We start from the raw sequence: 20800 nt of genomic DNA on the forward strand, positions 1-20800 counted from the left end.
TCAGCGGAGGTAATGGTCGACGAGCAAGGCCGCGAACAGCACGCTCAGGTGGATCAGCGAGAACCGGAAGGTCTTGCGTGCCAGGGTGTCGGAGTAGTTGCGCCACAGCGCGAAGGCGTAGCCGGTGAAGCCCACGCTCACGACCACCGCCACCGCGAGGTAGAGCCAGCCGCTCATGCCGTAGATGAAAGGCATCAGGCAGCCCGCGAACAGGATGAAGGTGTAGAGCAGCACCTGCAGCCGCGTGAACTCGTTGCCATGCGTGACCGGCAGCATCGGCAGGCCGGCCTTGCGGTAGTCCTCGACGCGATAGAGCGCGAGCGCCCAGAAGTGCGGCGGGGTCCACAGGAAGATGATGAGGAACAGGATCAGCGCCTCGGGTCCCACTTCGCCGGTCATCGCGGCCCAGCCCAGCACCGGCGGCATCGCGCCCGAGGCGCCGCCGATCACGATGTTCTGCGGCGTCAGCGGCTTCAGGATCACGGTGTAGATCACCGCATAGCCGACGAAGGTGGCGAAGGTCAGCCACATGGTGAGCGGATTGACGGTGAACCACAGCAGCACCGAGCCGGCGATGCACAGCGCGGCCGAGAACAGCAACGCCTGGCGGTCGCTGAGCTCGCCGCGCGCGGTCGGGCGCCAGGCGGTGCGCTTCATCTTGGCGTCGATGCCCTTCTCGACCAGGCAGTTGAAGGCCGCCGCCGCGCCCGCCACCAGCCAGATGCCGATGCAGGCCAGCACGGCGCGCTGCACGTCGAGCCACGAGGGCGCGCCGGGCACGGCCAGCACCATGCCGATCAGCGCGCAGAAGACGATCAGCTGCACCACGCGCGGCTTGGTGAGCGCGTAGAACTGGCGCAGCACGCTCGCGCCGTGCGCCTGCTGCAAGGGAATCGGAGTGCTCATCGGGGGACCTCCGCGCCGCGCAAGGGGGCGCCGGGTGGAACGGCAGGGTTCGCGCGCGACAGGCGGGCGCCGGCCGCCTGCTCGCGCCGGCTTTCGCACAGCGCCCAGACCAGCACCACCGCCAGCGCCGCGGCGCCGCCCGTGTGCAGCACGGCCGCCGCGAGCGGCCAGCCGAGCAGCACGTTGCCCAGGCCGGTCGCGAGCTGCAGCAGCGCGAGGCCGGCGAGCCAGCCGGCCTGCGGCCGCAGGCCGTCGATGCGGCGCATGCGCCAGGCCAGCAGGCCGAGCGCGACGAACACGAGATACGCCAGCAGCCGGTGCGCGTAGTGGATGGCGGTGAGCGCCGCGAAATCGAGCGGCACGCCCTCGCCGGTCACGCCGAGGTGGCGCCAGATCTCGAAGCCCTGCGCGAAATTCATCGGCGGCCACCAGCTGTCCTGGCAGGTCGGGAACTGCGTGCAGGCCAGCACCGCGTAGTTGGTGCTGACCCAGCCGCCGAGCGCGATCTGCAGCACCAGCAGCACCGAGGTCGCGATCAGCCCGTTGCGCAGCGCCGGCGACACCGGCGTGGGCAGGCGCTGCGCGGCCACCTGGCGGTAGCGCACGGCCTGGATGCACAGCAGCGCGAGCAGCACCACGGCGCCCAGCAGGTGCAAGGTGACGATGGCGGGAAAGAGCTTCCAGGTGACGGTGAGCGCGCCGAAGGCCCCCTGCAGGCAGACCCAGACCAGCGTGGCCGCGGGCCACCAGGCGCTGAGCGCGGCATGGTCTGCGCCTTGCCGCACCGACGAAGGCGCCGCCCTCGCCTGCCGGCCTTGGCCCATGCGCACCACCCAGGTCGCGACCGCGAGCACCGTGATCAGCGCACCGACGCCGGTGGCGAGGTAGCGGTGGACCATCTCGACCCAGGCCTTGCTGTGCGTGACCGGGCCGGTGGGTTGCGCGGCCTGCGCCATCGCGATCTCGTGGCGCGCGCCCACCGGGCTCGCGTTGCCGTAGCAGCCGGGCCAGTCGGGGCAGCCCAGGCCCGAATCGGTGAGGCGCGTGAAGGCACCGAACAGCGTGAGGTCGAAGGTCAGGAACAGGGTGAGCACGGTCAGCGCATGCAGCCGCCGCGCCGGGCCGGCCCCCGCGTTGCGCCGCCACACCCAGACCAGCGGCCCGAGCGCGATCAGCGCGCCGGCCGCCAGCAACCAGGCGATCGGCGTGAGGTCGTAGAGCGAGCTGGAGTCCATCTTGATTGAAAGCGTCGTGCGTCTTCGTCGTCGTGCTCAGCGGCCCGGCTCGTCCCACGAGGCGGAGGCGCGCAGCAGGCGGTCGAGGTCGCGCTTGGCGCGGCCCGCGCCCTTGGCATCCATGCGCGCGGGGAAGCGCATCATGAAGTTGCCCATCGGGTCGACCACGAACAGGTGCTCGGCCAGCGTGTGACCGGCTTCGGGCGTGAACCACCTGGCGAGCTGCTCGGGAGGCAGGCGCAGCACGGTGGCGCCGCGCAGGCCGTTCTCGAGGCGCTCGGGCACGGGCGCGGCATCGCTGACCAGCCAGACGCGGTCGAGCCGGTCCTTCTCGCGGCCCAGCACCTCGCGCAGCTGGCGCTGCAGGTAGAGCTGCTGCTCGCACAACGCGTCGCAGGCGGCATCGCCCACCGCCACCAGCAGCCACTGGCCCTTGAGCGTCTGCAGGCTGACCGGCGCGCCCGCGCGGTCGGCCGCGGTCAGCGCGGGCATCTCATGCTGCGGGTCGATCAGCTGGCCGTAGACGCTGCGGCCTTCGGGCCGGATCACGTAGTAGGTGAAGTACGAGGCGATCACGGGCGCCGCGCACATCAGCATCACGGCGATCATCTTCCAGCGCCCGACGACCGTGCGGCGGCCCTCCGCGCCGTCGAGCGCCTGGGTCGGAGACGGCATCGAGTGCACGGTCAGCCCCAGCGGCTCGTCAGCGGACTGCATCGCGGCGTGCGCGGCGCGAGCGCCGGAGGGGGGCAATGAATTGGAACCAGACATAGAGGATCACCACGAGGGCCGACAGGCCGAACCACTGGAATGCATAGCCATAGTGTTTCTCCAGGCCCAGCGCGGGCGCCGGCCAATCGCGCTGCAGACCCTCGGAAGCAGGCCCGGTCTGCTGCAGCGACACGTCGGTGCGCAGCGGCAGTTGCGTTTCGGCACGGAAGCCTTCGAGGTCGAGATTCTGCCGGATGGGCGAAGACCCCTCGCCAGCCGGTGCCGAGGCCGGCGCGGCGGGCTTGCCGAGCTCGAGCAGGTGGCCCGGCGGCGGCTCGATCAGGCCGGTCACGTCGACGAGGCCGGCCGGCGTCTCGACCGCGCTGAGCTGCGTGCGGTCGTTGAAATTGCGCTGGATCCAGCCGCGCTGCACCATCACCGTCTGGTTGCTGCCCTCGAGCGCGAGCGGCGTCAGCACGTAGAAGCCGGGCACGCCGTGCATCTGGCGGTTGTCGAGGTAGACCGACTGCGCCGCGAGCCACAGCCCGCGCAGGTGCACGGGGCGGTGCAGCATCTCGGCCGGCCGCTCGAGCGCGAGGAAGTCGGCCTGCTCGAGCGGCGGCTTGAGCTTCTGGCCGTCGATCTCGGCCTGCAGCGCTTCCTTCTGCGCCGCGCGCGAGAGCTGCCAGCGGCCCAGCGAGATGGTCGAGGAGACGGTGACCAGCGCGGCGATGGTCATCAGCCAGAAGCGGGCCCAGGTCCAGCCGCGGTCGCTGCGCTGGCGGGAGGAGGCGGTGTCCGGCGCGCGGCCGGGAGGCGGGGTCAGGGGGTCGGGAGTCACTGGAACGCGGGTGGCAGGCGGCCGATAATGCGGGTCATGAAATACTTCGTTGCCCTGTTGTTCGTGGGCATCTTCGCGAGCCTGGCTTTCGCGCTCTTCTACATGTTGAAGGACGGTCGCAACGGGCGCGCCAAGAGCGGCGGCATGGCGCGCGCGCTCACCTTTCGGATCGGCCTCTCGGTCCTTTTGTTCCTCTGCATGCTGCTGGCCTGGAAACTGGGCTACATCCAGCCCACCGGGCTCCCTCTCGGCAAGTAGGTGGTGCTCGTTCCACGAGAACCATGAAAAAGGCGCCTGACGGCGCCTTTTTTGTGGAATGCCGCGAGGTGCTTCGCTCAAAGCCAATAGACCAGCATGTAGAGGCCCAGCCACACCACGTCGACGAAGTGCCAGTACCAGGCGGCACCCTCGAAGCCGAAGTGGCGCTCGGGCGTGAAGTGGCCCTTCTGCAGGCGCAGCGTGATGAACAGCAGCATCAGCATGCCGATGAACACGTGCAGGCCGTGGAAGCCGGTCAGCATGAAGAAGGTCGAACCGTAGGTGCCCGAGCTGAGCTTGAGGTTCAGTTCGGTGTACAGGTGGTAGTACTCGTAGCCCTGCACGCCCAGGAAGATCACGCCGAGCAGCACGGTGAGCCACATGAAGCGGATGGTCTGCGCACGATGGCCGGCACGCAGCGCGTGGTGGGCGATGGTCAGCGTCACGCCCGAGCTCAGCAGCAGCGCGGTGTTGATCGTGGGCAGCCAGAACGGGCCGACGGTCTGGAACGGCTCGACGATGCCGGCCGGCGAACCGGTCACGCCGGCCGCGACGCTGGGCCACACGGCCTTGAAGTCGGGCCACAGCAGGGCGTTGTCCAGGCTGCCGAGGTTCGGCAGCGCATGGGTGCGGGCCCACCACAGCGCGGTGAAGAAGGCGCCGAAGAACATCACCTCGGAGAAGATGAACCAGCTCATGCTCCAGCGGTACGAGAGGTCGATCTTGTGGCCGTACTGGCCGCTCTCGCTCTCGCCGATGGCGGCGCGGAACCACACGAACAGCGTGCCGAGCCAGATCAGCATGCCCAGCAGCAGCGACCACGCACCCCACTGGTGGCCGTTGATCCATTGCCCCGCGCCGAGGATCACGAAGAACAGGCCGATGGCGGACACGACCGGGTAGGCCGAGGGTCCTGGCACGAAGTAGTAAGGCGTGGTGCCGTGGGTGGTTGAACTCATATCAGCTCCTGGCTTTCTTTCTTCTCTCGATTCGATGGGTTCTGGGTAGCGTGGGTTCGTTCGCTCGGGGCTCAGGGCGCGACCACGAAGCGCACCACCAGCACGAGGCCGACGATGAACGCGATCACCATGACGAAGGCGACCGCGATGATGTGCAGCGGGTTCAGCTTGGCCAGGTCGTCCTGGTAGGCGCTCTTCTTGCGGATGCCGAAGAACGACCAGGCCACCGCCTTGAGGGTCGCGAGCAGCGAACCCTTGCGCGGCGTTCCGGGTGTGGGCGGCGAATCGACCATCACGAACGCGGCTCGGCGGCAGCGGTGGGCGCGACGGCGACCGGCGCCGCGGGCGTCTTGCCGCCGACCTCGAAGAAGGTGTACGACAAGGTGATCGTCTTCACGTCCTTCGAGATCTTGGGGTCGATCACGAAGGCGACCGGCCACTGCTTCTTCTCGCCCGCGTCGAGCGTGTACTGGTTGAAGCAGAAGCACTCGAGCTTGTTGAAATAGGGCGCGGCCTGCTGCGGTGCGTAGCTCGGGATGGCCTGCGCGGCCATGCGGCGGTTCTGCACGTTCTGGAACTCGTACATCACCGTGTTGAGCTCGCCCGGGTGCACTTCCATCGTGCGCTCGGCGGGCTTGAAGTCCCAGAGGCCGCCGCGCACGTTGGAGTCGAACTCGACCTTGATGGTGCGGGTCATGTCGACCTGCGTGTTGTCGGGCACGCGCACGTTCTTGCCGCCGCTCGCGCCGCCGGGCACCTCGAGCTCGGAGAGCGCGAGGATGTTGATGCCGGTCATCTCGCAGATGGCGCGGTACAGCGGCACCAGCGCATAGCCGAAGGCGAACATGCCGCAGGCGACCACGGCCAGCTTGCCGACCATCTGGACATTGGCGCGCCGGATGCGTTGACCGAGGCTCATGTGCGTGTGCTCCTGTGCCTTGAGGCTTGCAAAGACCGCGTCAGCGGCCGCTGAACCAGACCATGCGCACGACGAAGCCGACGAAGAAGATCAGCGCGATCGAGGCCAGCGTGAGCCCCATGCGGCGGTTGTTTCTTCTCTGTTCGGGCGTCATCGCGTGGCGGTCTCGATCGTCGGGGATGCGTGGGGCGATGCGGCACTCAGCCGATCACCTTGGTGGCGGTCGCGTCGAGCTTGGGCGGCGTCTCGAAGGTGTGGAACGGTGCCGGCGACGGCACTTCCCACTCGAGGCCTTCGGCGGCTTCCCACGGCTTCTGCGGTGCCTTCTCGCCCTTGCCGAGCATGGTCGGCAGCACGACGAAGAAGAAGAAGTACACCTGGGCCAGGCCGAAGGCGAAGGCGCCGACCGATGCCACCGCGTTGAAGTCGGCGAACTGCATCGGGTAGTCGGCATAGCGGCGCGGCATGCCCGCCAGGCCCAGGAAGTGCATCGGGAAGAAGGTGACGTTGAACGAGATCAGCGACCACCAGAAGTGGATCTTGCCGCGCGTTTCGTTGTACATCACGCCGGTCCACTTGGGCGCCCAGTAGTAGTAGCCCGCGAACATGGCGTACAGCGAGCCGGCCACCAGCACGTAGTGGAAGTGGGCCACCACGTAGTAGGTGTCCTGCAGCTGGATGTCGATCGGCGCGATCGCGAGGATCAGGCCGGTGAAGCCGCCCATCGTGAACACGAAGATGAAGCCCACCGCGAACAGCATCGGCGTCTCGAAGGTCATCGAGCCCTGCCACATGGTCGCGATCCAGTTGAAGATCTTCACGGCCGTCGGCACCGCGATCAGCATGGTCGCGTACATGAAGAACAGCTGGCCCGTGACCGGCATGCCGGTCGTGAACATGTGGTGCGCCCAGACGATGAACGACAGGATCGCGATCGACGAGGTGGCGTACACCATCGAGGCGTAGCCGAACAGCTTCTTGCGCGCGAAGGCCGGCACGATCTGGCTGATGATGCCGAAGGCCGGCAAGATCATGATGTAGACCTCGGGGTGGCCGAAGAACCAGAAGATGTGCTGGTACATCACCGGGTCGCCGCCGCCGGCGGGGTTGAAGAAGCTGGTGCCGAAGTGGCGGTCGGTCAGCGTCATCGTGATGGCGCCGGCGAGCACCGGCATCACGGCGATCAGCAGGTAGGCGGTGATGAGCCAGGTCCAGCAGAACATCGGCATCTTCATCAGCGTCATGCCGGGGGCGCGCATGTTGAGGATGGTCACGATGATGTTGATCGAGCCCATGATCGACGAGGCGCCCATGATGTGCATCGCGAAGATGCCGGCGTCCATCGAGGGGCCCATCTGCAGCGTGAGCGGCGCGTAGAGCGTCCAGCCCGCGGCCGGTGCGCCGCCGGGCATGAAGAACGAACCGACCAGCATCAGCGCCGCGGGGATCAGCAGCCAGAAGCTGAAGTTGTTCATGCGCGCGAACGCCATGTCCGAGGCGCCGATCTGCAGCGGGATCATCCAGTTCGCGAAGCCCACGAAGGCCGGCATGATCGCGCCGAACACCATGATCAGGCCGTGCATGGTGGTGAACTGGTTGAACAGCTCGGGGTTCACGAGCTGCAGGCCCGGCTGGAACAGCTCGGCGCGGATCAGCAGCGCGAGCACGCCGCCCACCATCAGCATCGTGAAGCTGAACAGCAGGTAGAGCGTGCCGATGTCCTTGTGGTTGGTCGCGAACACCCAGCGGCGCCAGCCGGTGGGCGCGTGGTGGTCATGGTGGTCGTCGTGCGCGTGGTCGCCGTGGGCGTGACCGTGGGGGTCGAGGACTGCACTCATTTCATCGTTCCTTGAATATCTCGTCGCTGGGCGCTGTTCGCTGTGTTGTTCCGGTCAACCGATCACTTGCCGCGCAGGGCAAGGACTTCGGCCGGCTGCACGATCTGGCCCGTCTTGTTCGACCAGCTGTTCTTGGTGTAGGTGGCGACGGCCGCGAGGTCGGTGTCGCTCAGTTGCTTCCAGGACGGCATCGCGCCGTTGTTCTGGCCGTTGAGCAGCACCATCAGCTGCACCTTGTGGTCGGCGTCGAGCACCTTCGGGTCGCCGTCGAGCGCCTTGATCGGGCCCGCGCCCTTGCCGTTGGCCTGGTGGCAGGCCGCGCAGTTGGCGGCGTAGACCTTCTCGCCGCGCGCCATCATGTCGGGCAGGGTCCAGACCTTGGTCGGGTCGTCGAGCTTGGCGGCGGCTTCCTTGCGCTTGGCGGCGACCCAGGTCGTGTAGTCGGCGGCCGAGACCACCTTCACGTGGATCGGCATGTAGGCGTGTTCCTTGCCGCACAGCTCCTGGCACTGGCCGTAGTAGTCGCCGACGGTCTCGGCACGGAACCAGGTGTCGCGCACGAAGCCGGGGATCGCGTCCTGCTTGATGCCGAGCTGCGGCACCGCGAAGGCGTGGATCACGTCGTTGGCCGTGGTGATGATGCGAACCTTCTTCTGCACCGGCACGACCAGCGGGTTGTCGACCTTGAACAGGTAGTCGTCGGGGATCGCGCCCTTGGCGCCGGCGTCCGACATCGCGCGCTGCGAGCTGTCGAGCGTGGAGATGAAGGCCAGGCCCTCGCCTTCGCCGTTCAGGTAGTCGTAGCCCCACTTCCACTGGTAGCCGGTGGTCTTGATCGTGAGGTCGGCGTTGGTGGTGTCCTTCTGGGCCACCAGCACCTTGGTGGCGGGCAGCGCCATCACGATCACGATCAGGAAGGGAACGATGGTCCAGATGACTTCGACCACCACCGATTCATGGAAGTTGGCGGCCTTGTGGCCCACCGACTTGCGGTGCTTCCAGATCGAATAGAACATGACCGCGAACACGGCCACGAAGATCACCGTGCAGATGATCATCATCACCGTGTGCAGGAAGTGCTGCTCCTGCGCAATCTTGGTCACACCGACCGGAAGATTCAACTGGCGCACCGAGGGGCCGCCGGGCAGATCGTTGACTGCGTGCGCCGCGCCGCTGAAAGCCGCGCCGGCCGCCAGCATTGCCGGCATGAACTTATTGCGCCAAATGCTCTTCATCGTGTTCACGTTTCTTCAAATTTTCAACAAACCCAACCGTGCAGCACCGCGCGAGCCCCCTCAGGCGCCGCGCAACGCCATCCGAATCTCGCGCGCCAGTGCGGCCCTCAACTCCGGCCGTACATAGCGCCCCACCCTGACCGATCGACCCTGGCCCGACAACTCGATCAACGATCGGTCGCCGGTCTGCGGCTCGATCCGCACCCGGTGCGGGAGAAATTCCGTGCGCTCGTAGCTCCCGCCGTTCTCGAGTTCGACCACGAGCCGGCCCGCCTGCAGCATGATCCTCTCGCCATCGGTCGCATGCCGGGCGTAGGCCATGAACGCGAACCCCACGGCAGCCAGTTCGAGCCAGGCGAACGGCAACACGAGCGGCGCGCCGTGCATCCAGAAGACCGTTCCGATACCGAGCGATACCACGCACAGTGAAGCGTAGAGCCAGCCGAGCTGGCTCGGCGTCACCGAGCAGTTCCGCTTCAGAAACCAGTGGATGTTCTGGCCTGAAACAGTGGCAAATCGAAACACGGAATTCGACACGGGCGAGTTCAGCAAATCGGTAAGTCGGCGCCCGCCAGATCCCTTGTCTTCCACGGGTTCCGACGGACCTCGATCGCGGGCATGTACCCACGAGTTTCACGCAACGGCGGATTGTAGCGGGTAGATACCAGCGGCCGTGTACCGAATGCGGCACGCGCGGGCCGCGCTACAACGGTCTTCAGTGGGCGGACGGGCGCCCGCGCTGCAGCATCTCGCGCATCTCGCGCAGCGAGACCGCGCTCTCGGCCGACAGCGAGACCCGCGGGGTCGGCTTGAAGGCATGGCCGTAGATGATCTCGAAGGTCAGCGCGATCCGGCCTTCGCCACCCTCGGCCGGCGCGAGCTCGGGCAGCGCCTTGTGCAGGGCCGCCTGCCAGGCCCGGCCGCGCAGGGCCGGAAAACGCGCCGGATGCAGGTTGCGCCCGAGCGTTCGCAGCTCGGCCAGCGCGGCCTCGGGCGTGGCCCAGGTCAGCACGATGCGCTCCATGTCCATCACGGGTTCGGCGAAGCCGGCATGGACCAGCATGTCGCCCCAGTCGTGCATGTCGGTGAACTCGTGGCTCGCGGCCGGCCAGCCCAGGCGCGCATGCAGCGCGCGCAGTTCGCGCAGGGTGTCGGGGCCGAAGCACGAGAACATCAGGAAGCCGTCGGTGGCGACCTGCCGGTGCCAGTGCGCGATCAGCGCCTCCGGGTCGGCCGCCATGTGCAGCGCCATGTTGGCCCAGAGCAGGTCGACGCCCTCCTCGGGCAGTCCGTCGAAGCGCAGCTTGCCGCCCTGCCAGCGCCGCGCGCTCCACCAGGGCGCGGCCAGCGCGGCCGAGGTCGCGGCGGCCAGCGCCGGTTCGGGCTCGATCACGAAGGCCTCGGCCTCGCGGTAGCGGCGCGCCAGCAGCTCGTGCGCCTCGAGGCCGCCGCGCAGCGGCGCCCAGTCGGCCCAGTGGCGCGGCTTGGCCTTGATCCATTGCAGCCGGTCCTCCATGCGCCGCCCGATCTCCTCGTGCAGCCAGGGCGAGCCGTCGGCGGGCGCCAGCCGGCGCCAGCGGGCGGCCGCCGCGGCATCGATGGTCGGCGGTCGTCGTTGGGGGTCGGTGGCCATGGGGGCGTGAGTATATTGAGCCCATGCTCAGCCGTTGGACCGCACGCCCTTTGACCTCGCTATTGGCACGGCTGCCCAGCCAGTGCGCGCTGTGCCGCGACTGGCCGTCGCGCCCGGTGTGCGAGGCCTGCGCCACGCGCTTCGCCGCCAGCGCGCCGCGCTGCCAGACCTGCGCGCTGCCGCTGCCCGCGGGCGTGGCGCGCTGCGGCGACTGCGTCGTGCATGCGCCGCCGCTCGATGCCTGCCTCGCGGCCTGCGACTACGCCTGGCCGTGGCCGGACTGCGTCGCGGACTTCAAGTTCCACGGCGACACCGGCTGGGCCGGCCCGCTGGCGCAGCTGCTGCGCGCCATCCCCTCGGCGGCGGCGCTGCTCGATGCCTGCGACTGCGTGCTGCCGATGCCGCTCGCGCCGGGCCGGCTGCGCGAGCGCGGCTTCAACCAGGCGCTGGAGCTGGCGCGCCGGCTCGCGCCCGCCAAGACCGATGCCGCGCTGCTGCTGCGCACGCGCGAGACGCCGGCCCAGCGCGGCCTCTCGCGCGCCGAGCGCATGCGCAACCTCCAGGGCGCCTTCGCGGTCGAGCCGCTGCGCGCCGATGCGCTGGCCGCGCGGCGCGTGGTGCTGGTCGACGACGTGATGACCACCGGCGCCTCGCTGTTCAGCGCGGCCCAGGTGCTGCGGCGCGCGGGCGCGGCGCATGTCGCGGGCATCGTGCTGGCGCGCACCGACAGGCCGCACTGAGCGTGGCGACAATCGGGGCCATGTTCCATATCGTCCTGGTCCACCCCGAGATTCCGCCGAACACCGGCAACGTGATCCGCCTCGCCGCCAACACCGGCTGCACCCTGCACCTGGTCGAGCCGCTGGGCTTCTCGATGGACGACAAGCTGCTGCGCCGCGCCGGCCTCGATTACCACGAGTACGCCGAGGTGCGCCGCCATGCGAGCTGGCAGGCGCTGCTCGACAGCGAACGGCCGGCGCCCGATCGCCTGTTCGCGCTGACCACGCGCGGCACCCGCGCCGTGCACGACATCCGCTTCGCGCCCGGCGACTGGCTGGTGTTCGGTTCCGAGACCAGCGGCCTGCCCCCCGCGATCCGCGAGAGCTTCGATCCCGCCCAATGGCTGCGGCTGCCGATGCGCGAAGGCCAGCGCAGCCTCAACCTGTCGAACGCGGTGGCGGTGACGGTGTTCGAGGCCTGGCGGCAAAACGGATTCAAATGAGGCGTTGCGACCCCTCGCGCGATGGGGTCGCATCCGAACGGCGGAATCCCCCGTATGGAAAGCATGCCGGCTCGATGCATTCCGGCATGCCGATCCACCCACGCTCCACACGGGGCACGAGGAGTTCCACCATGCAAGCCAAGTCCATCGCCTTCGCCGCCCTCGCCACCCTGGTCCTGAGCCACGGCGCCCAGGCCTTCCAGGGCGAACAGAATCCGCTGCCCGCGGCGCCGTTCCAGTCCACGCTGTCGCGCGCCGACGTGCAGGCCCAGGCCCGTCAGCCGCTGCGCATCACCAATGGCGGCACCGGCGTGGCCCGCCCCACCGACGGCATGACCGACCGCGCCGCGGTCCGCGCCAGCGCGGTGGGCATCACGCGCCAGGGCGCGGCCGCCTATGGCGAGATCAGCGACCGCCGCATGTAAGAAAGCAAGGGGCCGCCCGCCTCAGCGGTAGCGGCGCACCACCGACTCGGCCACGCAGGCGGGCTTGGCCGCGCCTTCGAGCTCGATGGTGGTTTCCCAGGTCATCTGGATGCCGTCGTCGGCAATGGGTTCGGAGGTCAGCAGCTTCATGCGCGCGCGCAGCCGCTTGCCCACCGGCACGGGCGACATGAAGCGCACCCGGTTCAATCCGTAGTTCACGCCCATGCGCGACTCCGTCACGTCGAACGCGGTTTCGTAGAAGCGCGGCAGCAGCGACAGCGTGAGGAAGCCGTGGGCGATCGGCCCGCCGAACGGACCGGCCTTCGCGCGCTCGATGTCGACGTGGATCCACTGGTGGTCGCCGGTCGCCTCGGCGAACTGGTTGACCTGCTCCTGGGTGATGGTGATCCAGTCGCTCACCGCGACTTCCTGGCCGACGCAGGCGGCCAGATCCTGAAGGGTCTGGAAGGTCTTCTTGGTCATGCGCCGCACTCTAGCGGCAAGGCCGCGGCCGCGGGTGTCGGCACGGCGACAAGCGGGCTCAGGGAATACCTGGGGCGCAGCGGCATGCGGCGGCTCAGCTCTCGAGCCATTCGCAGATCGGCTGCCACTGCTCGAGGTCGCGCTGCACCCGGCCCGGCGCGATGTCGAACAGGGTGAGCCCGCGCGCCGCGAGCTGCACGTAGTTCTGCGTGTCGCGCAGCTCGCCGACCACCGGCACGCCCAGCCCCGCGATGAATTCGTTGAGCCGGTCGGCCGCCAGGGTGCGGGCGTTGACGCGCATGCCGACCAGGCCGATCTGCGTCTTCTCGGCGCGGCGCTGCTCGAGCAGCCGGTCGATGAATTCGCGCGTGGCGTAGATGTCGAAGATGCTCGGCTGCAGCGGCACGATGAGCTTGTCGGCCAGCCCGATCACGTCCTTGAAGCGCCAGCCGTGCAGGCCGGCCGGTGTGTCGAGCACCGCATGGGTGGTGCCGCGCGGCGGGCGCACCACGCTGTTGTCGCCGGTGGCGTCCCAGGTCGAAATCGGCCGCGCCTGCGGCGGCCGCAATCCGAGCCAGAGCCGGGAGGACTGCTGGCGATCCACGTCGCCGAGCATCACGGCATGGCCGCGGCTCGCAAAGTAGCCCGCGATGTTCGTCGCGAGCGTCGACTTGCCAACGCCACCCTTGGGATTGGCGACCAGAACCACCGGCATGGAAATCTCCTCCAGAAGGGACAGTCCGCCATGGTAGTGGCTGGCGCCCAAAATCCCGGGACTGCGCTATGTTCGCGGGATGACGACAACAACATCCACGGGAACCCCTCAGGGCGGAGGCACCTACGTGCTCGCCGCCCATCCGCACTGGCGCGATTCGCGCGTGAACCGCCGGCTGCTGGCCGCGGCGCGCGCGGTGCCGGGCGTCGATGTCAACGACCTCTACGGCACCTACCCCGACTACGCGATCGACGTCGAGGCCGAGCAGCGGCGCCTCGAACGCGCCCAGCTGGTGGTGCTGCTGCATCCGATCCAGTGGTATTCGATGCCGGCGCTGCAGAAGCTCTGGGTCGACGAGGTGCTGGCCTACGGCTGGGCCTACGGCCCGGAGGGCATCGCGCTGCAGGGCAAGGACCTGTGGCTGGTCGCCACCACCGGCAGCCCCGAGAGCAGCTACCACCCGCAGGGCTACCACCGCTTTTTCTTCGATGCTTTCCTGCCGCCCTACGAGCAGACCGCCGCGCTGTGCGGCATGCGCTTCCTGCCGCCGCTGATCTTCCACGGCGCGCGCAGCGCCCCCGAGGCCGAAGTGGCCGCGCACGTCGAGGTCTTCGCCCAGCGCCTGGGCAGCTACCCCGACTGGCCCGAGATGGACGAACTCGACGCCTGCGTGGCCTGCCCGGTGCCCGAGAGCGACCGGCCGGCCGAATCGGACGACATCGGCAAGGTGGTCTCGCGGGTGTTCCAGAGCGCCATGAGCCGCGGGCTGTCGGCCACGGTCGGCGGCACCGGCGGGAGCGCCTGAATGGAGCACGCACCCGCCTGGCTGACCAACAGCCTGATCTACCTGAGCGCCGCCGTGCTGGTGGTGCCGCTGTCCAAGGCCCTGGGCCTCGGTTCCATCATCGGCTACCTGGTGGCCGGCATCGCCATCGGCCCCTGGGGGCTGGGGCTGGTGTCGCGCGTGGAGGACGTGCTGCATTTCGCCGAGTTCGGCGTGGTGCTGATGCTGTTCCTGGTCGGCCTCGAGCTCGAGCCCAAGCGGCTGTGGAACCTGCGCCGGCCGATCTTCGGCTGGGGCACGGCGCAGGTGCTCAGCTGCGCCGCCGTGCTGTTCGCCATCGGCTGCGCGGTCGGCGCGCCCTGGCGCGTGTCGCTGGTGGCGGCGCTGGGGCTGGCGCTGTCCTCGACCGCGATCGCGCTGCAGGTGTTCGGCGAACGCAACCTGCTGCGCACGCCGAGCGGCCAGGCCGGCTTCTCGATCCTGCTGTTCCAGGACGTGGCGGCGATCCCGATCCTCGCCATCCTGCCGCTGCTGGCCGGCGCCACCGCGGCCGAGCAGTCGATGAGCGGTCTCGACCGCCTGCTCGAGGGCCTGAAGATCTTCGGCGTGATCGGCGGCATCGTGCTCGGCGGCCGGCTCGCGTTGCGCCCGGTGCTGCGCTGGATCGCGCGCAGCGACACGCCCGAGATCTTCACCGCCGCCGCGCTGCTGCTGGTGGTGGCGATCGCGGCGCTGATGCAGTTCGTCGGCCTGTCGATGGCGCTGGGCGCCTTCCTCGCGGGCGTGCTGCTGGCCGAGAGCGAATACCGGCGCGAGCTCGAGACCGACATCGAGCCCTTCAAGGGCCTGCTGCTCGGGCTGTTCTTCATCGCCGTGGGCATGACGATCGATTTCGGCGTGCTGCTCGCGAGCCCCTGGATCATGGCGATGCTGGTGGTCGGCTTCATGGCCATCAAGCTGGTGGTGATCTACGCGCTGGCCAAGGCGATGGGGCTGGCCTACCAGGAGCGCCCGGTGTTCACGCTGCTGCTGGCGCAGGGCGGCGAGTTCGCCTTCGTGGTGTTCCAGTCGGCCGGGCCCGACGTGCTGCCGCCGCAGGTCACCTCGCTCTTGATCGGCGCGGTCGCGCTGTCGATGCTGCTGTCGCCGCTGCTGCTGGTGCTGATCGACCGCTACCTGCTGCCGCGCTACAGCCGCATCGGCGGGCCGCAGCTCGAGGAGATCTCGGAGCAGCAGGACGCCAAGGTGCTGATCTGCGGCTTCGGCCGCTACGGCCAGATCGTGGGCCGCATGCTGATGTCGCAGGGGCTGCGCGTGACCGTGCTCGACCACGATGCCGACAACGTCGAGGGCCTGCGCGAATTCGGCTTCCGGGTGTTCTATGGCGATGCCACGCGCCTCGACCTGCTGCGCACCGCGGGCGCCGGCACGGCCAAGGCGGTGGTGGTGGCGGTCGACGACATCGAGCAGTCGCTCGAGATCGTCGACCTGTTCCGCGAGAACTTCCCGCAGGCGCAGATCATCGCGCGGGCGCGCAACGTGAGCCACCTGTTCCAGCTGCGCGACCGCGGCGTGACGCTGGTCGAGCGCGAGGTCTTCGAGTCGTCGCTGCGCAGCGCGCGCTCGGTGCTCGAGGTGCTCGGCTGGCCCGCGCACGAGGCGCGCGAATCGAGCATGCGCTTCCGCGAGCGCAACCTGAAGCTCACCGACGACATCTACCCGCACTACAAGGACCGCGCGAAGCTGATCGCGGTCAACAAGGCGGGCCGCCAGCAGTTCGAGGAACAGATGGCGCGCGAGCGCGAGGAGCGCAAGCGGCGCGCCGGGCGCGACTGGGACCGGCAGGAAGAGGACGAGGAGCGGGTGCCTTAGACCGGCACCGTGAGGTAGACGCCCTCGCGCCCCACCAGCGCCGCGCGCGTGGGCATGAACACCGTGCAGCCGTCGCAGGGCGAACGGATCTCCTGCCCCGCGTCGACCGCGATCAGCTCGCCCTGGTCGAAGGTCTCGAAGCCCAGCAGCGGCCGCGTGAAGGCGAAGCTCTCGGTCTTCACCATGTGCACCTCGAGCAGGCGGAAGCGACGCGCGGGCGCGGCGGGCGCCTGCGAGGCCACCGGATCGACCAGCCCCAGATGCGCGAGAAAACGCTGCGTCACGTCGACCGCGAGCTCGGCCGCCGACCGGCTGAAGTGCTGGCCGCACTCCACCACGACCGCCGCGCCCTGGCCCTCGGCCGCGCCATGACGGCCGTAGCCGATCACGCCCGTGCCCGGCGCCGCGCCCGCGGGCATCACCAGGTGCACCAGCGGCGCGCCCACGGCCAGCGCCAGCCGCGCATTGCGCTCGAGCTCCGGATAGACCCAGAAAGGCTGCACCGGTGCGCGCGTCGAATGGATGTCGAGCACGTGGTCGGCCGCGTCGAGCACCGGCCGCAGTTCGCGCGCGCGGCGCAGCTCGGGGCTTTGCTCGCTGCCGTCGAGCAGCGCCGGCGTCCAGATGCGGTTGAGGTTGTGCACCAGCTGGCGGTTCTCGTAGGGCCGCTCGATGTCGAAGGCCTCGTAGGCTTCGACGTTGGCGAAGCTCACGGTCAGCGTGCCGATCCTCGGGCGCACGCCGCGGTCGAGCAGGTCGGTGGCCGCCACCATGCCGCAGATCTCGTTGCCGTGCGTCAGCGCATTGACCAGCACATGCGGCCCGGGCCGGCCCGATTCGAAACGATGGACGTAGTCGATGCCGGTGTTGCCCGCGCGGTAGGCCGAGAGGTCGCGCGGCAGCACCTCGAGCGGCGCGGTGTCGGGGGTGAACGAGGACACGGTCATTCGCCGCGGATCCCCGCGCGCTTCACCATCTCGCCGTACAGCGCGAGGCGCTCCGACATCATGGCCGTGAACTGCGCGGGCGACTGCTGCTCGGGCGTGAGCGAACCGCGCGACTCCAGCGCCTCGACCATGGACGGCTGGTCGGCCACCGAGCGCACGGCCTTGTGCAAGGTGACGATCACGTCGCTCGGCGTCTTCGCGGGCGCGGCCAGGCCGATCCACGAGGTGGTGTTGAGCACCGGGTAGCCGAGCTCCGCGAAGGTCGGCACGTCGGGCAGCGCCGCGACGCGCGCCGGCGCGGCCACCGCGAGCGCGCGCAGCTTGCCGGCCTGGATGTGCGGCAGGAAGGGCGCGAGGTTGTCGAGGCCGAACTGCACCTCGTTCGAGATCAGCGCCGTGACCAGCGGCCCGCCACCGCGGTACGGCACGTGCGTGGCATTGAGCTGCAGCTGCGACTTCATCAGCTCGACGTTGAGCTGGCCCATGCTGCCCGGTCCGGCGCTGCAGAAATTGAGCTCGCCCGGGCGCGCCTTCACGAGCGCGACGAATTCCTTGAAGTTCTTCGCGGGCACGGCCGGGTTCACCAGCAGCACGTTGATCGAGCGCGCGAGCTGGCTGATGGAGGCGAAGTCCTTGATCGGGTCGTAGCCGGGGTTGGCCTGCGTGAGCGGATTCGCGAGATGCGAGCTCTGCGACGAGACCACCAGCGTGTAGCCGTCGGGCTTGGCGCGCGCCACCTGCGCGCTGGCGATCGAGCCGCCCGCGCCGCCGCGGTTGTCGATCACCACCGGCGCGCCCAGCGCCTTCGCGAGCGGATCGGCGTAGAGCCGCGCGATCAGGTCCACCGAGCCACCGGCCGGGAACGGCACCACCAGCGTGACCGGCCGCGACGGATAGGCCTGCGCATGCGCCGCCAGCGGCAGCGCGGCCGCGAGGCCCGCGCCCAGGAAGGTGCGGCGGCGCAGCGCGGAGGCGGAAAGGGGGAAGGTCATGGAAGCGTCCTGGAAACGGGAAGGGATGAGGCCTGAATGTGCGCGCATTCTTGCAAGGTCGTCACAGTTTTGCAATAACCATTGCAAAATCGAAGCCCATCTCGACCCCTGCGCGGGCAGAATGCCCGGCGACCATGAACCTCAACCAACGCATCTCGGGCTACGGCCGCAAGCTCACGCGCAGCGAGCAGCGCCTGATCGAGGAACTGCAGACGCGCTATCCCCAGGGCCTGCTCGAATCTGCAACGAGCCTTGCAAAGAAGGTGGGCACCAGCGCCTCGACCGTGGTGCGGCTGCTCGCCAAGCTCGGCTATCCCAGCTATGCGGAAGCGCAGCTCGAGGCCCGCTCCGAGGTCACGGCGCGGCTGGCCTCGCCCGCCACGCGCGCCGATGCCGTGATCGTCGACGACGCATCGGTGCGCACCTGCCTGGCCAACGCGCTGCTGCACGACCAGCACAACCTGAGCTCGACCTTCGCGGCCATCGATCCGGTGGCCTTCGAGGCCGCCGTGCGGCTGCTGGTGCAGCGCAAGGCGCGCGTGCATGTGCTGGGCCACCGGCATGCGGCCACCATCGCGGGCCACCTGGCGCTGCACCTGAACCTGTGCCTGCCCGAGGTGCGGCCGCTGGCCGGCACGGCCGCGCTGCCGCTCGAGGACCAACTGCTGTGGATCGGCGAGAACGACGTGCTGCTGGCCGTCACCTTCCGACGCCACTCGCTGGCCACGGCGCGCGCGGCGGCCTACTTCCGCGAACGCGGCGCGAAGGTGATCGTCATCACCGACAGCCCCTCGGCGGCCGCGGCGGCCTCGGCCGAACACCTGATGCTGGTGCGCACCTCGAGCGCCTCGCCCTTCGATTCCTACACGGCCGCCTTCTCGCTGTGCAATGCGCTGGTCACCGCGGTCGTGCAGCGGCGCAGGAAGGAGCTGGGCGCCGCGCTCGAACGCGGCGACGCCCTGTGGGAGCAGCACTGGAACGACGCCGCCGCGCCGGCGGGCCGTGCGCGCAAGGCGGACTGATCAGGCCGCGGCTGAAGTCTCGAGCCGCAGCAGCCGCACCGCGTTGCCCTTGAGGATGCCCGGCATCACCTCGGGCTTGAAGCCCGCGACCTCGAAGTCCTTCATCCAGCGCTCGGGCGTGATCAGCGGGTAGTCGCTGCCGAACAGCACGCGGTCCTTCAGCAGCGTGTTGGCGTACTGCACCAGCTGCTTCGGAAAGTACTTGGGGCTCCAGCCCGACAGGTCGATCCAGACGTTGGGCTTGTGCGTGGCCACGCTCAGCGCCTCGTCCTGCCAGGGAAAGCTGGGGTGGGCCATCACGATCTGCATGTCGGGGAAGGCTATCGCCACGTCGTCCAGGTGCATCGGGTTGCTGTACTCGAGTCGCAGGCCGCCGCCGCAGCGCATGCCCGAGCCGATGCCGCTGTGGCCGGTGTGGAAGATCGCGGGCATGCCGTACTCGGCCGCCACCTCGTAGATCGGCCAGGCCATGCGGTCGTAGGGATGGAAGGCCTGCACCGTCGGGTGGAACTTGAAGCCCTTGACGCCGTGCTCCTCGATCAGCCGCCGCGCCTCGCGCGCGCCCATCTTTCCCTTGTGCGGATCGATGCTCGCGAAGGCGATCATCATGTCGGCATTCTTCTGCGCCGCCTCGGCGATCTCTTCGTTCGGGATGCGCCGCCGGCCCATGTTCGACTCGGCGTCGACCATGAACATCACCAGCCCCAGCTTGCGCTCGCGGTAGTAGGCCACCGTCTCCTCGATCGTCGGGCGGCGGTTCGAGCCGAAGTACTTGTCGGCCGCGCGGTCGTACTCCTCGCCGTAGTTGTCGAACGGGTTCCAGCAGCTCACCTCGGCATGGGTGTGGATATCGATCGCGATCAGGTTCTGGTGGTCCACTTCATCGTCTCCTTTACGGGAAAGTCCCTAGTCCGCGGCATCGTCGAATGCCTTGAATTGATTATTTTACATAACCATAATCCGCTTCAATCCAGAACGCAACATGACCTCTTCCGACCTCCACATCGAACTCCGCGACGACGTCGCCATCATTCGCCTGACGCGCGGCGCCAAGCGCAACGCGCTGTCGGACGGCCTGATCCTCGCGCTGCGCGATGCCTTCCAGAACCTGCCCGCCAGCGTGGGCGCGGCCGTGATCGATGGCGAGGGCCCGCACTTCTGCGCCGGCCTCGACCTGAGCGAACTCAAGGAGCGCGACGCGGGCCAGGGCCTCGCCCATTCGCGCCTGTGGCACGCGGCGCTGGAGTGCATCGAGAAGGGCCCGGTGCCGGTGATCGCCGCGCTGCACGGCGCGGTGGTCGGCGGCGGGCTCGAGCTCGCGAGCGCCTGCCACATCCGCGTGGCCGATCGCAGCACCTTCTATGCGCTGCCCGAGGGCTCGCGCGGCATCTTCGTGGGCGGCGGTGGCTCGGTGCGCATCCCCAAGCTGATCGGCGTGGCGCGCATGACCGACATGATGATGACCGGCCGCGTCTACAACGCCGAGGAAGGCGAGCGCGCCAACTTCGCGCAGTACCTGGTCGACGAGGGCACGGCCTTCGACAAGGCCTTCGAGCTCGCCAAGCGCGTGGCAACCAACGCGCCGCTCACCAACTACGCGCTGATGCACGCGCTGCCGCGCATCGCCGAGCAGCCGGCCGACCACGGCTTCTTCACCGAGGCGCTGATGTCCGGCATCGTGCAGGCCGCGCCCGAGGCCAAGCAGCGCGTGCGCGACTTCCTCGAAGGCCGCGGCGCCAAGGTCAGCAAGGGCTGAGGCCCTTCCTTCGTTCATTGACTCATCCACTCACGCACGGGCGCCCC

At 68.9% G+C, this 20800-nt stretch carries 25 protein-coding genes; 8 read left to right on the plus strand and 17 right to left on the minus strand.

Annotated features, from left to right (window positions below; genetic code table 11):
• The 4 genes from cyoE to R0232_RS29485 are packed head-to-tail and all read right to left on the minus strand — an operon-like array spanning position 1 to position 3693.
• The gene (gene cyoE / locus R0232_RS29470; RefSeq protein WP_208512970.1) at positions 1 to 906 is read right to left on the minus strand and encodes a heme o synthase; all 906 of its coding nucleotides are present in this window, start codon (positions 904 to 906) and stop codon (positions 1 to 3) included.
• Positions 903 to 2141, minus strand: coding sequence for a COX15/CtaA family protein (locus tag R0232_RS29475; RefSeq protein ID WP_431510356.1), 1239 nt, complete (start codon positions 2139 to 2141; stop codon positions 903 to 905). Before R0232_RS29475 ends, cyoE begins: the two co-directional genes overlap by 4 nt.
• Positions 2142 to 2177: 36 nt before the next feature.
• Positions 2178 to 2858 carry a hypothetical protein gene (locus R0232_RS29480; protein ID WP_093347419.1) on the minus strand — a complete coding sequence of 227 codons (681 nt, stop codon included), beginning with the start codon at positions 2856 to 2858 and terminating at the stop codon, positions 2178 to 2180.
• The gene (locus tag R0232_RS29485; RefSeq protein ID WP_431510357.1) at positions 2845 to 3693 is read right to left on the minus strand and encodes an SURF1 family protein; all 849 of its coding nucleotides are present in this window, start codon (positions 3691 to 3693) and stop codon (positions 2845 to 2847) included. Before R0232_RS29485 ends, R0232_RS29480 begins: the two co-directional genes overlap by 14 nt.
• Before the next feature lie 27 nt (positions 3694 to 3720).
• On the opposite strand from R0232_RS29485, the gene R0232_RS29490 reads away from it, so the two are divergent.
• Positions 3721 to 3951 carry a twin transmembrane helix small protein gene (locus tag R0232_RS29490; RefSeq protein WP_093347422.1) on the plus strand — a complete coding sequence of 77 codons (231 nt, stop codon included), beginning with the start codon at positions 3721 to 3723 and terminating at the stop codon, positions 3949 to 3951.
• A 77-nt stretch (positions 3952 to 4028) separates the two neighbouring features.
• Here the strand turns inward: R0232_RS29490 and R0232_RS29495 are convergent, their stop codons facing one another.
• The 8 genes from R0232_RS29495 to R0232_RS29530 form a co-directional block, all read right to left on the minus strand.
• The gene (locus tag R0232_RS29495; protein WP_093347424.1) at positions 4029 to 4910 is read right to left on the minus strand and encodes a cytochrome c oxidase subunit 3; all 882 of its coding nucleotides are present in this window, start codon (positions 4908 to 4910) and stop codon (positions 4029 to 4031) included.
• 71 nt (positions 4911 to 4981) lie between these two features.
• The gene (locus R0232_RS29500; protein ID WP_296801225.1) at positions 4982 to 5203 is read right to left on the minus strand and encodes a DUF2970 domain-containing protein; all 222 of its coding nucleotides are present in this window, start codon (positions 5201 to 5203) and stop codon (positions 4982 to 4984) included.
• Entirely contained in the window at positions 5203 to 5829 is a 627-nt protein-coding gene (locus R0232_RS29505) for a cytochrome c oxidase assembly protein (RefSeq protein ID WP_431510358.1), read from the minus strand. The genes R0232_RS29500 and R0232_RS29505 overlap by 1 nt, the downstream gene beginning before the upstream one ends.
• A 40-nt stretch (positions 5830 to 5869) precedes the next feature.
• Positions 5870 to 5983, minus strand: a complete 114-nt coding sequence (locus R0232_RS29510; protein WP_218159410.1) for a cytochrome oxidase small assembly protein — start codon at positions 5981 to 5983, stop codon at positions 5870 to 5872.
• Positions 5984 to 6029: 46 nt separating this feature from the next.
• A complete protein-coding gene (gene ctaD, locus R0232_RS29515) occupies positions 6030 to 7667 on the minus strand; it encodes a cytochrome c oxidase subunit I (RefSeq protein ID WP_093347430.1) in 1638 nt (545 codons plus the stop codon).
• Positions 7668 to 7729: 62 nt separating this feature from the next.
• Complete coding sequence (gene coxB, locus R0232_RS29520) at positions 7730 to 8902, minus strand: cytochrome c oxidase subunit II (protein ID WP_093347433.1); 1173 nt, start codon at positions 8900 to 8902, stop codon at positions 7730 to 7732.
• A 60-nt stretch (positions 8903 to 8962) separates the two neighbouring features.
• A complete protein-coding gene (locus R0232_RS29525; protein ID WP_093348338.1) occupies positions 8963 to 9439 on the minus strand; it encodes a DUF2244 domain-containing protein in 477 nt (158 codons plus the stop codon).
• 178 nt (positions 9440 to 9617) lie between these two features.
• On the minus strand, positions 9618 to 10535 hold the full coding sequence (locus tag R0232_RS29530) for a biotin synthase (protein ID WP_296788237.1): 918 nt from the start codon (positions 10533 to 10535) through the stop codon (positions 9618 to 9620).
• 23 nt (positions 10536 to 10558) lie between these two features.
• Between R0232_RS29530 and R0232_RS29535 the strand changes: the two genes are divergently transcribed.
• The 3 genes from R0232_RS29535 to R0232_RS29545 all read left to right on the plus strand — a co-directional run bounded on the left by R0232_RS29535 (position 10559) and on the right by R0232_RS29545 (position 12182).
• Positions 10559 to 11275, plus strand: coding sequence for a double zinc ribbon domain-containing protein (locus R0232_RS29535; protein ID WP_431510359.1), 717 nt, complete (start codon positions 10559 to 10561; stop codon positions 11273 to 11275).
• Positions 11276 to 11295: 20 nt separating this feature from the next.
• A complete protein-coding gene (gene trmL / locus R0232_RS29540) occupies positions 11296 to 11757 on the plus strand; it encodes a tRNA (uridine(34)/cytosine(34)/5-carboxymethylaminomethyluridine(34)-2'-O)-methyltransferase TrmL (RefSeq protein WP_203202772.1) in 462 nt (153 codons plus the stop codon).
• 131 nt (positions 11758 to 11888) lie between these two features.
• The gene (locus R0232_RS29545; protein ID WP_093347443.1) at positions 11889 to 12182 is read left to right on the plus strand and encodes a DUF4148 domain-containing protein; all 294 of its coding nucleotides are present in this window, start codon (positions 11889 to 11891) and stop codon (positions 12180 to 12182) included.
• Positions 12183 to 12203: 21 nt separating this feature from the next.
• Here R0232_RS29545 and R0232_RS29550 read toward each other — a convergent pair whose 3' ends face one another.
• Together R0232_RS29550 and R0232_RS29555 are read right to left on the minus strand one after the other, a co-directional pair.
• Entirely contained in the window at positions 12204 to 12665 is a 462-nt protein-coding gene (locus R0232_RS29550; RefSeq protein ID WP_208512965.1) for a MaoC family dehydratase, read from the minus strand.
• Between the two features lie 94 nt (positions 12666 to 12759).
• Positions 12760 to 13380 (minus strand): ParA family protein, encoded by a 621-nt coding sequence (locus tag R0232_RS29555; protein ID WP_208512964.1) that lies wholly within the window; start codon positions 13378 to 13380, stop codon positions 12760 to 12762.
• Between the two features lie 79 nt (positions 13381 to 13459).
• On the opposite strand from R0232_RS29555, the gene R0232_RS29560 reads away from it, so the two are divergent.
• Both R0232_RS29560 and kefC read left to right on the plus strand, forming a co-directional pair.
• Positions 13460 to 14185, plus strand: coding sequence for an NAD(P)H-dependent oxidoreductase (locus R0232_RS29560; RefSeq protein WP_208512963.1), 726 nt, complete (start codon positions 13460 to 13462; stop codon positions 14183 to 14185).
• Positions 14186 to 16036, plus strand: coding sequence for a glutathione-regulated potassium-efflux system protein KefC (gene kefC / locus R0232_RS29565; RefSeq protein WP_431510360.1), 1851 nt, complete (start codon positions 14186 to 14188; stop codon positions 16034 to 16036).
• Here kefC and R0232_RS29570 read toward each other — a convergent pair.
• Positions 16033 to 16983: a succinylglutamate desuccinylase gene (locus R0232_RS29570; protein ID WP_431510361.1), complete on the minus strand. Its 951-nt coding sequence runs from the start codon at positions 16981 to 16983 to the stop codon at positions 16033 to 16035. The genes kefC and R0232_RS29570 overlap by 4 nt on opposite strands.
• Positions 16980 to 17975, minus strand: coding sequence for a Bug family tripartite tricarboxylate transporter substrate binding protein (locus tag R0232_RS29575; protein WP_431510362.1), 996 nt, complete (start codon positions 17973 to 17975; stop codon positions 16980 to 16982). Before R0232_RS29575 ends, R0232_RS29570 begins: the two co-directional genes overlap by 4 nt.
• 134 nt (positions 17976 to 18109) lie before the next feature.
• Between R0232_RS29575 and R0232_RS29580 the strand changes: the two genes are divergently transcribed.
• Complete coding sequence (locus R0232_RS29580; RefSeq protein WP_431510363.1) at positions 18110 to 18997, plus strand: MurR/RpiR family transcriptional regulator; 888 nt, start codon at positions 18110 to 18112, stop codon at positions 18995 to 18997.
• Here R0232_RS29580 and R0232_RS29585 read toward each other — a convergent pair whose 3' ends face one another.
• Positions 18998 to 19876, minus strand: a complete 879-nt coding sequence (locus R0232_RS29585) for an amidohydrolase family protein (RefSeq protein WP_431510364.1) — start codon at positions 19874 to 19876, stop codon at positions 18998 to 19000.
• A 103-nt stretch (positions 19877 to 19979) separates the two neighbouring features.
• On the opposite strand from R0232_RS29585, the gene R0232_RS29590 reads away from it, so the two are divergent.
• On the plus strand, positions 19980 to 20753 hold the full coding sequence (locus tag R0232_RS29590) for a crotonase/enoyl-CoA hydratase family protein (RefSeq protein ID WP_431510365.1): 774 nt from the start codon (positions 19980 to 19982) through the stop codon (positions 20751 to 20753).
• Positions 20754 to 20800 lie beyond the last annotated feature (47 nt).

The organism is Variovorax sp. DAIF25 (assembly GCF_050711835.1).
Lineage (GTDB): Bacteria > Pseudomonadota > Gammaproteobacteria > Burkholderiales > Burkholderiaceae_C > Variovorax.

Excerpts from the sequence above, each read along its gene's own strand:
- R0232_RS29505 (WP_431510358.1), bottom strand. The coding sequence starts at position 5,829 with ATGAGCCTCGGTCAACGCATCCGGCGCGCCAATGTCCAGATGGTCGGC.
- kefC (WP_431510360.1), top strand. The coding sequence starts at position 14,186 with ATGGAGCACGCACCCGCCTGGCTGACCAACAGCCTGATCTACCTGAGC.
- coxB (WP_093347433.1), bottom strand. The coding sequence starts at position 8,902 with ATGAAGAGCATTTGGCGCAATAAGTTCATGCCGGCAATGCTGGCGGCC.
- R0232_RS29480 (WP_093347419.1), bottom strand. The coding sequence starts at position 2,858 with ATGCAGTCCGCTGACGAGCCGCTGGGGCTGACCGTGCACTCGATGCCG.
- R0232_RS29545 (WP_093347443.1), top strand. The coding sequence starts at position 11,889 with ATGCAAGCCAAGTCCATCGCCTTCGCCGCCCTCGCCACCCTGGTCCTG.
- R0232_RS29575 (WP_431510362.1), bottom strand. The coding sequence starts at position 17,975 with ATGACCTTCCCCCTTTCCGCCTCCGCGCTGCGCCGCCGCACCTTCCTG.
- R0232_RS29510 (WP_218159410.1), bottom strand. The coding sequence starts at position 5,983 with ATGACGCCCGAACAGAGAAGAAACAACCGCCGCATGGGGCTCACGCTG.
- R0232_RS29570 (WP_431510361.1), bottom strand. The coding sequence starts at position 16,983 with ATGACCGTGTCCTCGTTCACCCCCGACACCGCGCCGCTCGAGGTGCTG.
- R0232_RS29495 (WP_093347424.1), bottom strand. The coding sequence starts at position 4,910 with ATGAGTTCAACCACCCACGGCACCACGCCTTACTACTTCGTGCCAGGA.
- R0232_RS29560 (WP_208512963.1), top strand. The coding sequence starts at position 13,460 with ATGACGACAACAACATCCACGGGAACCCCTCAGGGCGGAGGCACCTAC.
- R0232_RS29500 (WP_296801225.1), bottom strand. The coding sequence starts at position 5,203 with ATGGTCGATTCGCCGCCCACACCCGGAACGCCGCGCAAGGGTTCGCTG.
- trmL (WP_203202772.1), top strand. The coding sequence starts at position 11,296 with ATGTTCCATATCGTCCTGGTCCACCCCGAGATTCCGCCGAACACCGGC.
- R0232_RS29535 (WP_431510359.1), top strand. The coding sequence starts at position 10,559 with ATGCTCAGCCGTTGGACCGCACGCCCTTTGACCTCGCTATTGGCACGG.
- R0232_RS29590 (WP_431510365.1), top strand. The coding sequence starts at position 19,980 with ATGACCTCTTCCGACCTCCACATCGAACTCCGCGACGACGTCGCCATC.
- R0232_RS29490 (WP_093347422.1), top strand. The coding sequence starts at position 3,721 with ATGCGGGTCATGAAATACTTCGTTGCCCTGTTGTTCGTGGGCATCTTC.
- R0232_RS29475 (WP_431510356.1), bottom strand. The coding sequence starts at position 2,141 with ATGGACTCCAGCTCGCTCTACGACCTCACGCCGATCGCCTGGTTGCTG.
- R0232_RS29530 (WP_296788237.1), bottom strand. The coding sequence starts at position 10,535 with ATGGCCACCGACCCCCAACGACGACCGCCGACCATCGATGCCGCGGCG.
- cyoE (WP_208512970.1), bottom strand. The coding sequence starts at position 906 with ATGAGCACTCCGATTCCCTTGCAGCAGGCGCACGGCGCGAGCGTGCTG.
- ctaD (WP_093347430.1), bottom strand. The coding sequence starts at position 7,667 with ATGAGTGCAGTCCTCGACCCCCACGGTCACGCCCACGGCGACCACGCG.
- R0232_RS29550 (WP_208512965.1), bottom strand. The coding sequence starts at position 12,665 with ATGACCAAGAAGACCTTCCAGACCCTTCAGGATCTGGCCGCCTGCGTC.
- R0232_RS29555 (WP_208512964.1), bottom strand. The coding sequence starts at position 13,380 with ATGCCGGTGGTTCTGGTCGCCAATCCCAAGGGTGGCGTTGGCAAGTCG.
- R0232_RS29580 (WP_431510363.1), top strand. The coding sequence starts at position 18,110 with ATGAACCTCAACCAACGCATCTCGGGCTACGGCCGCAAGCTCACGCGC.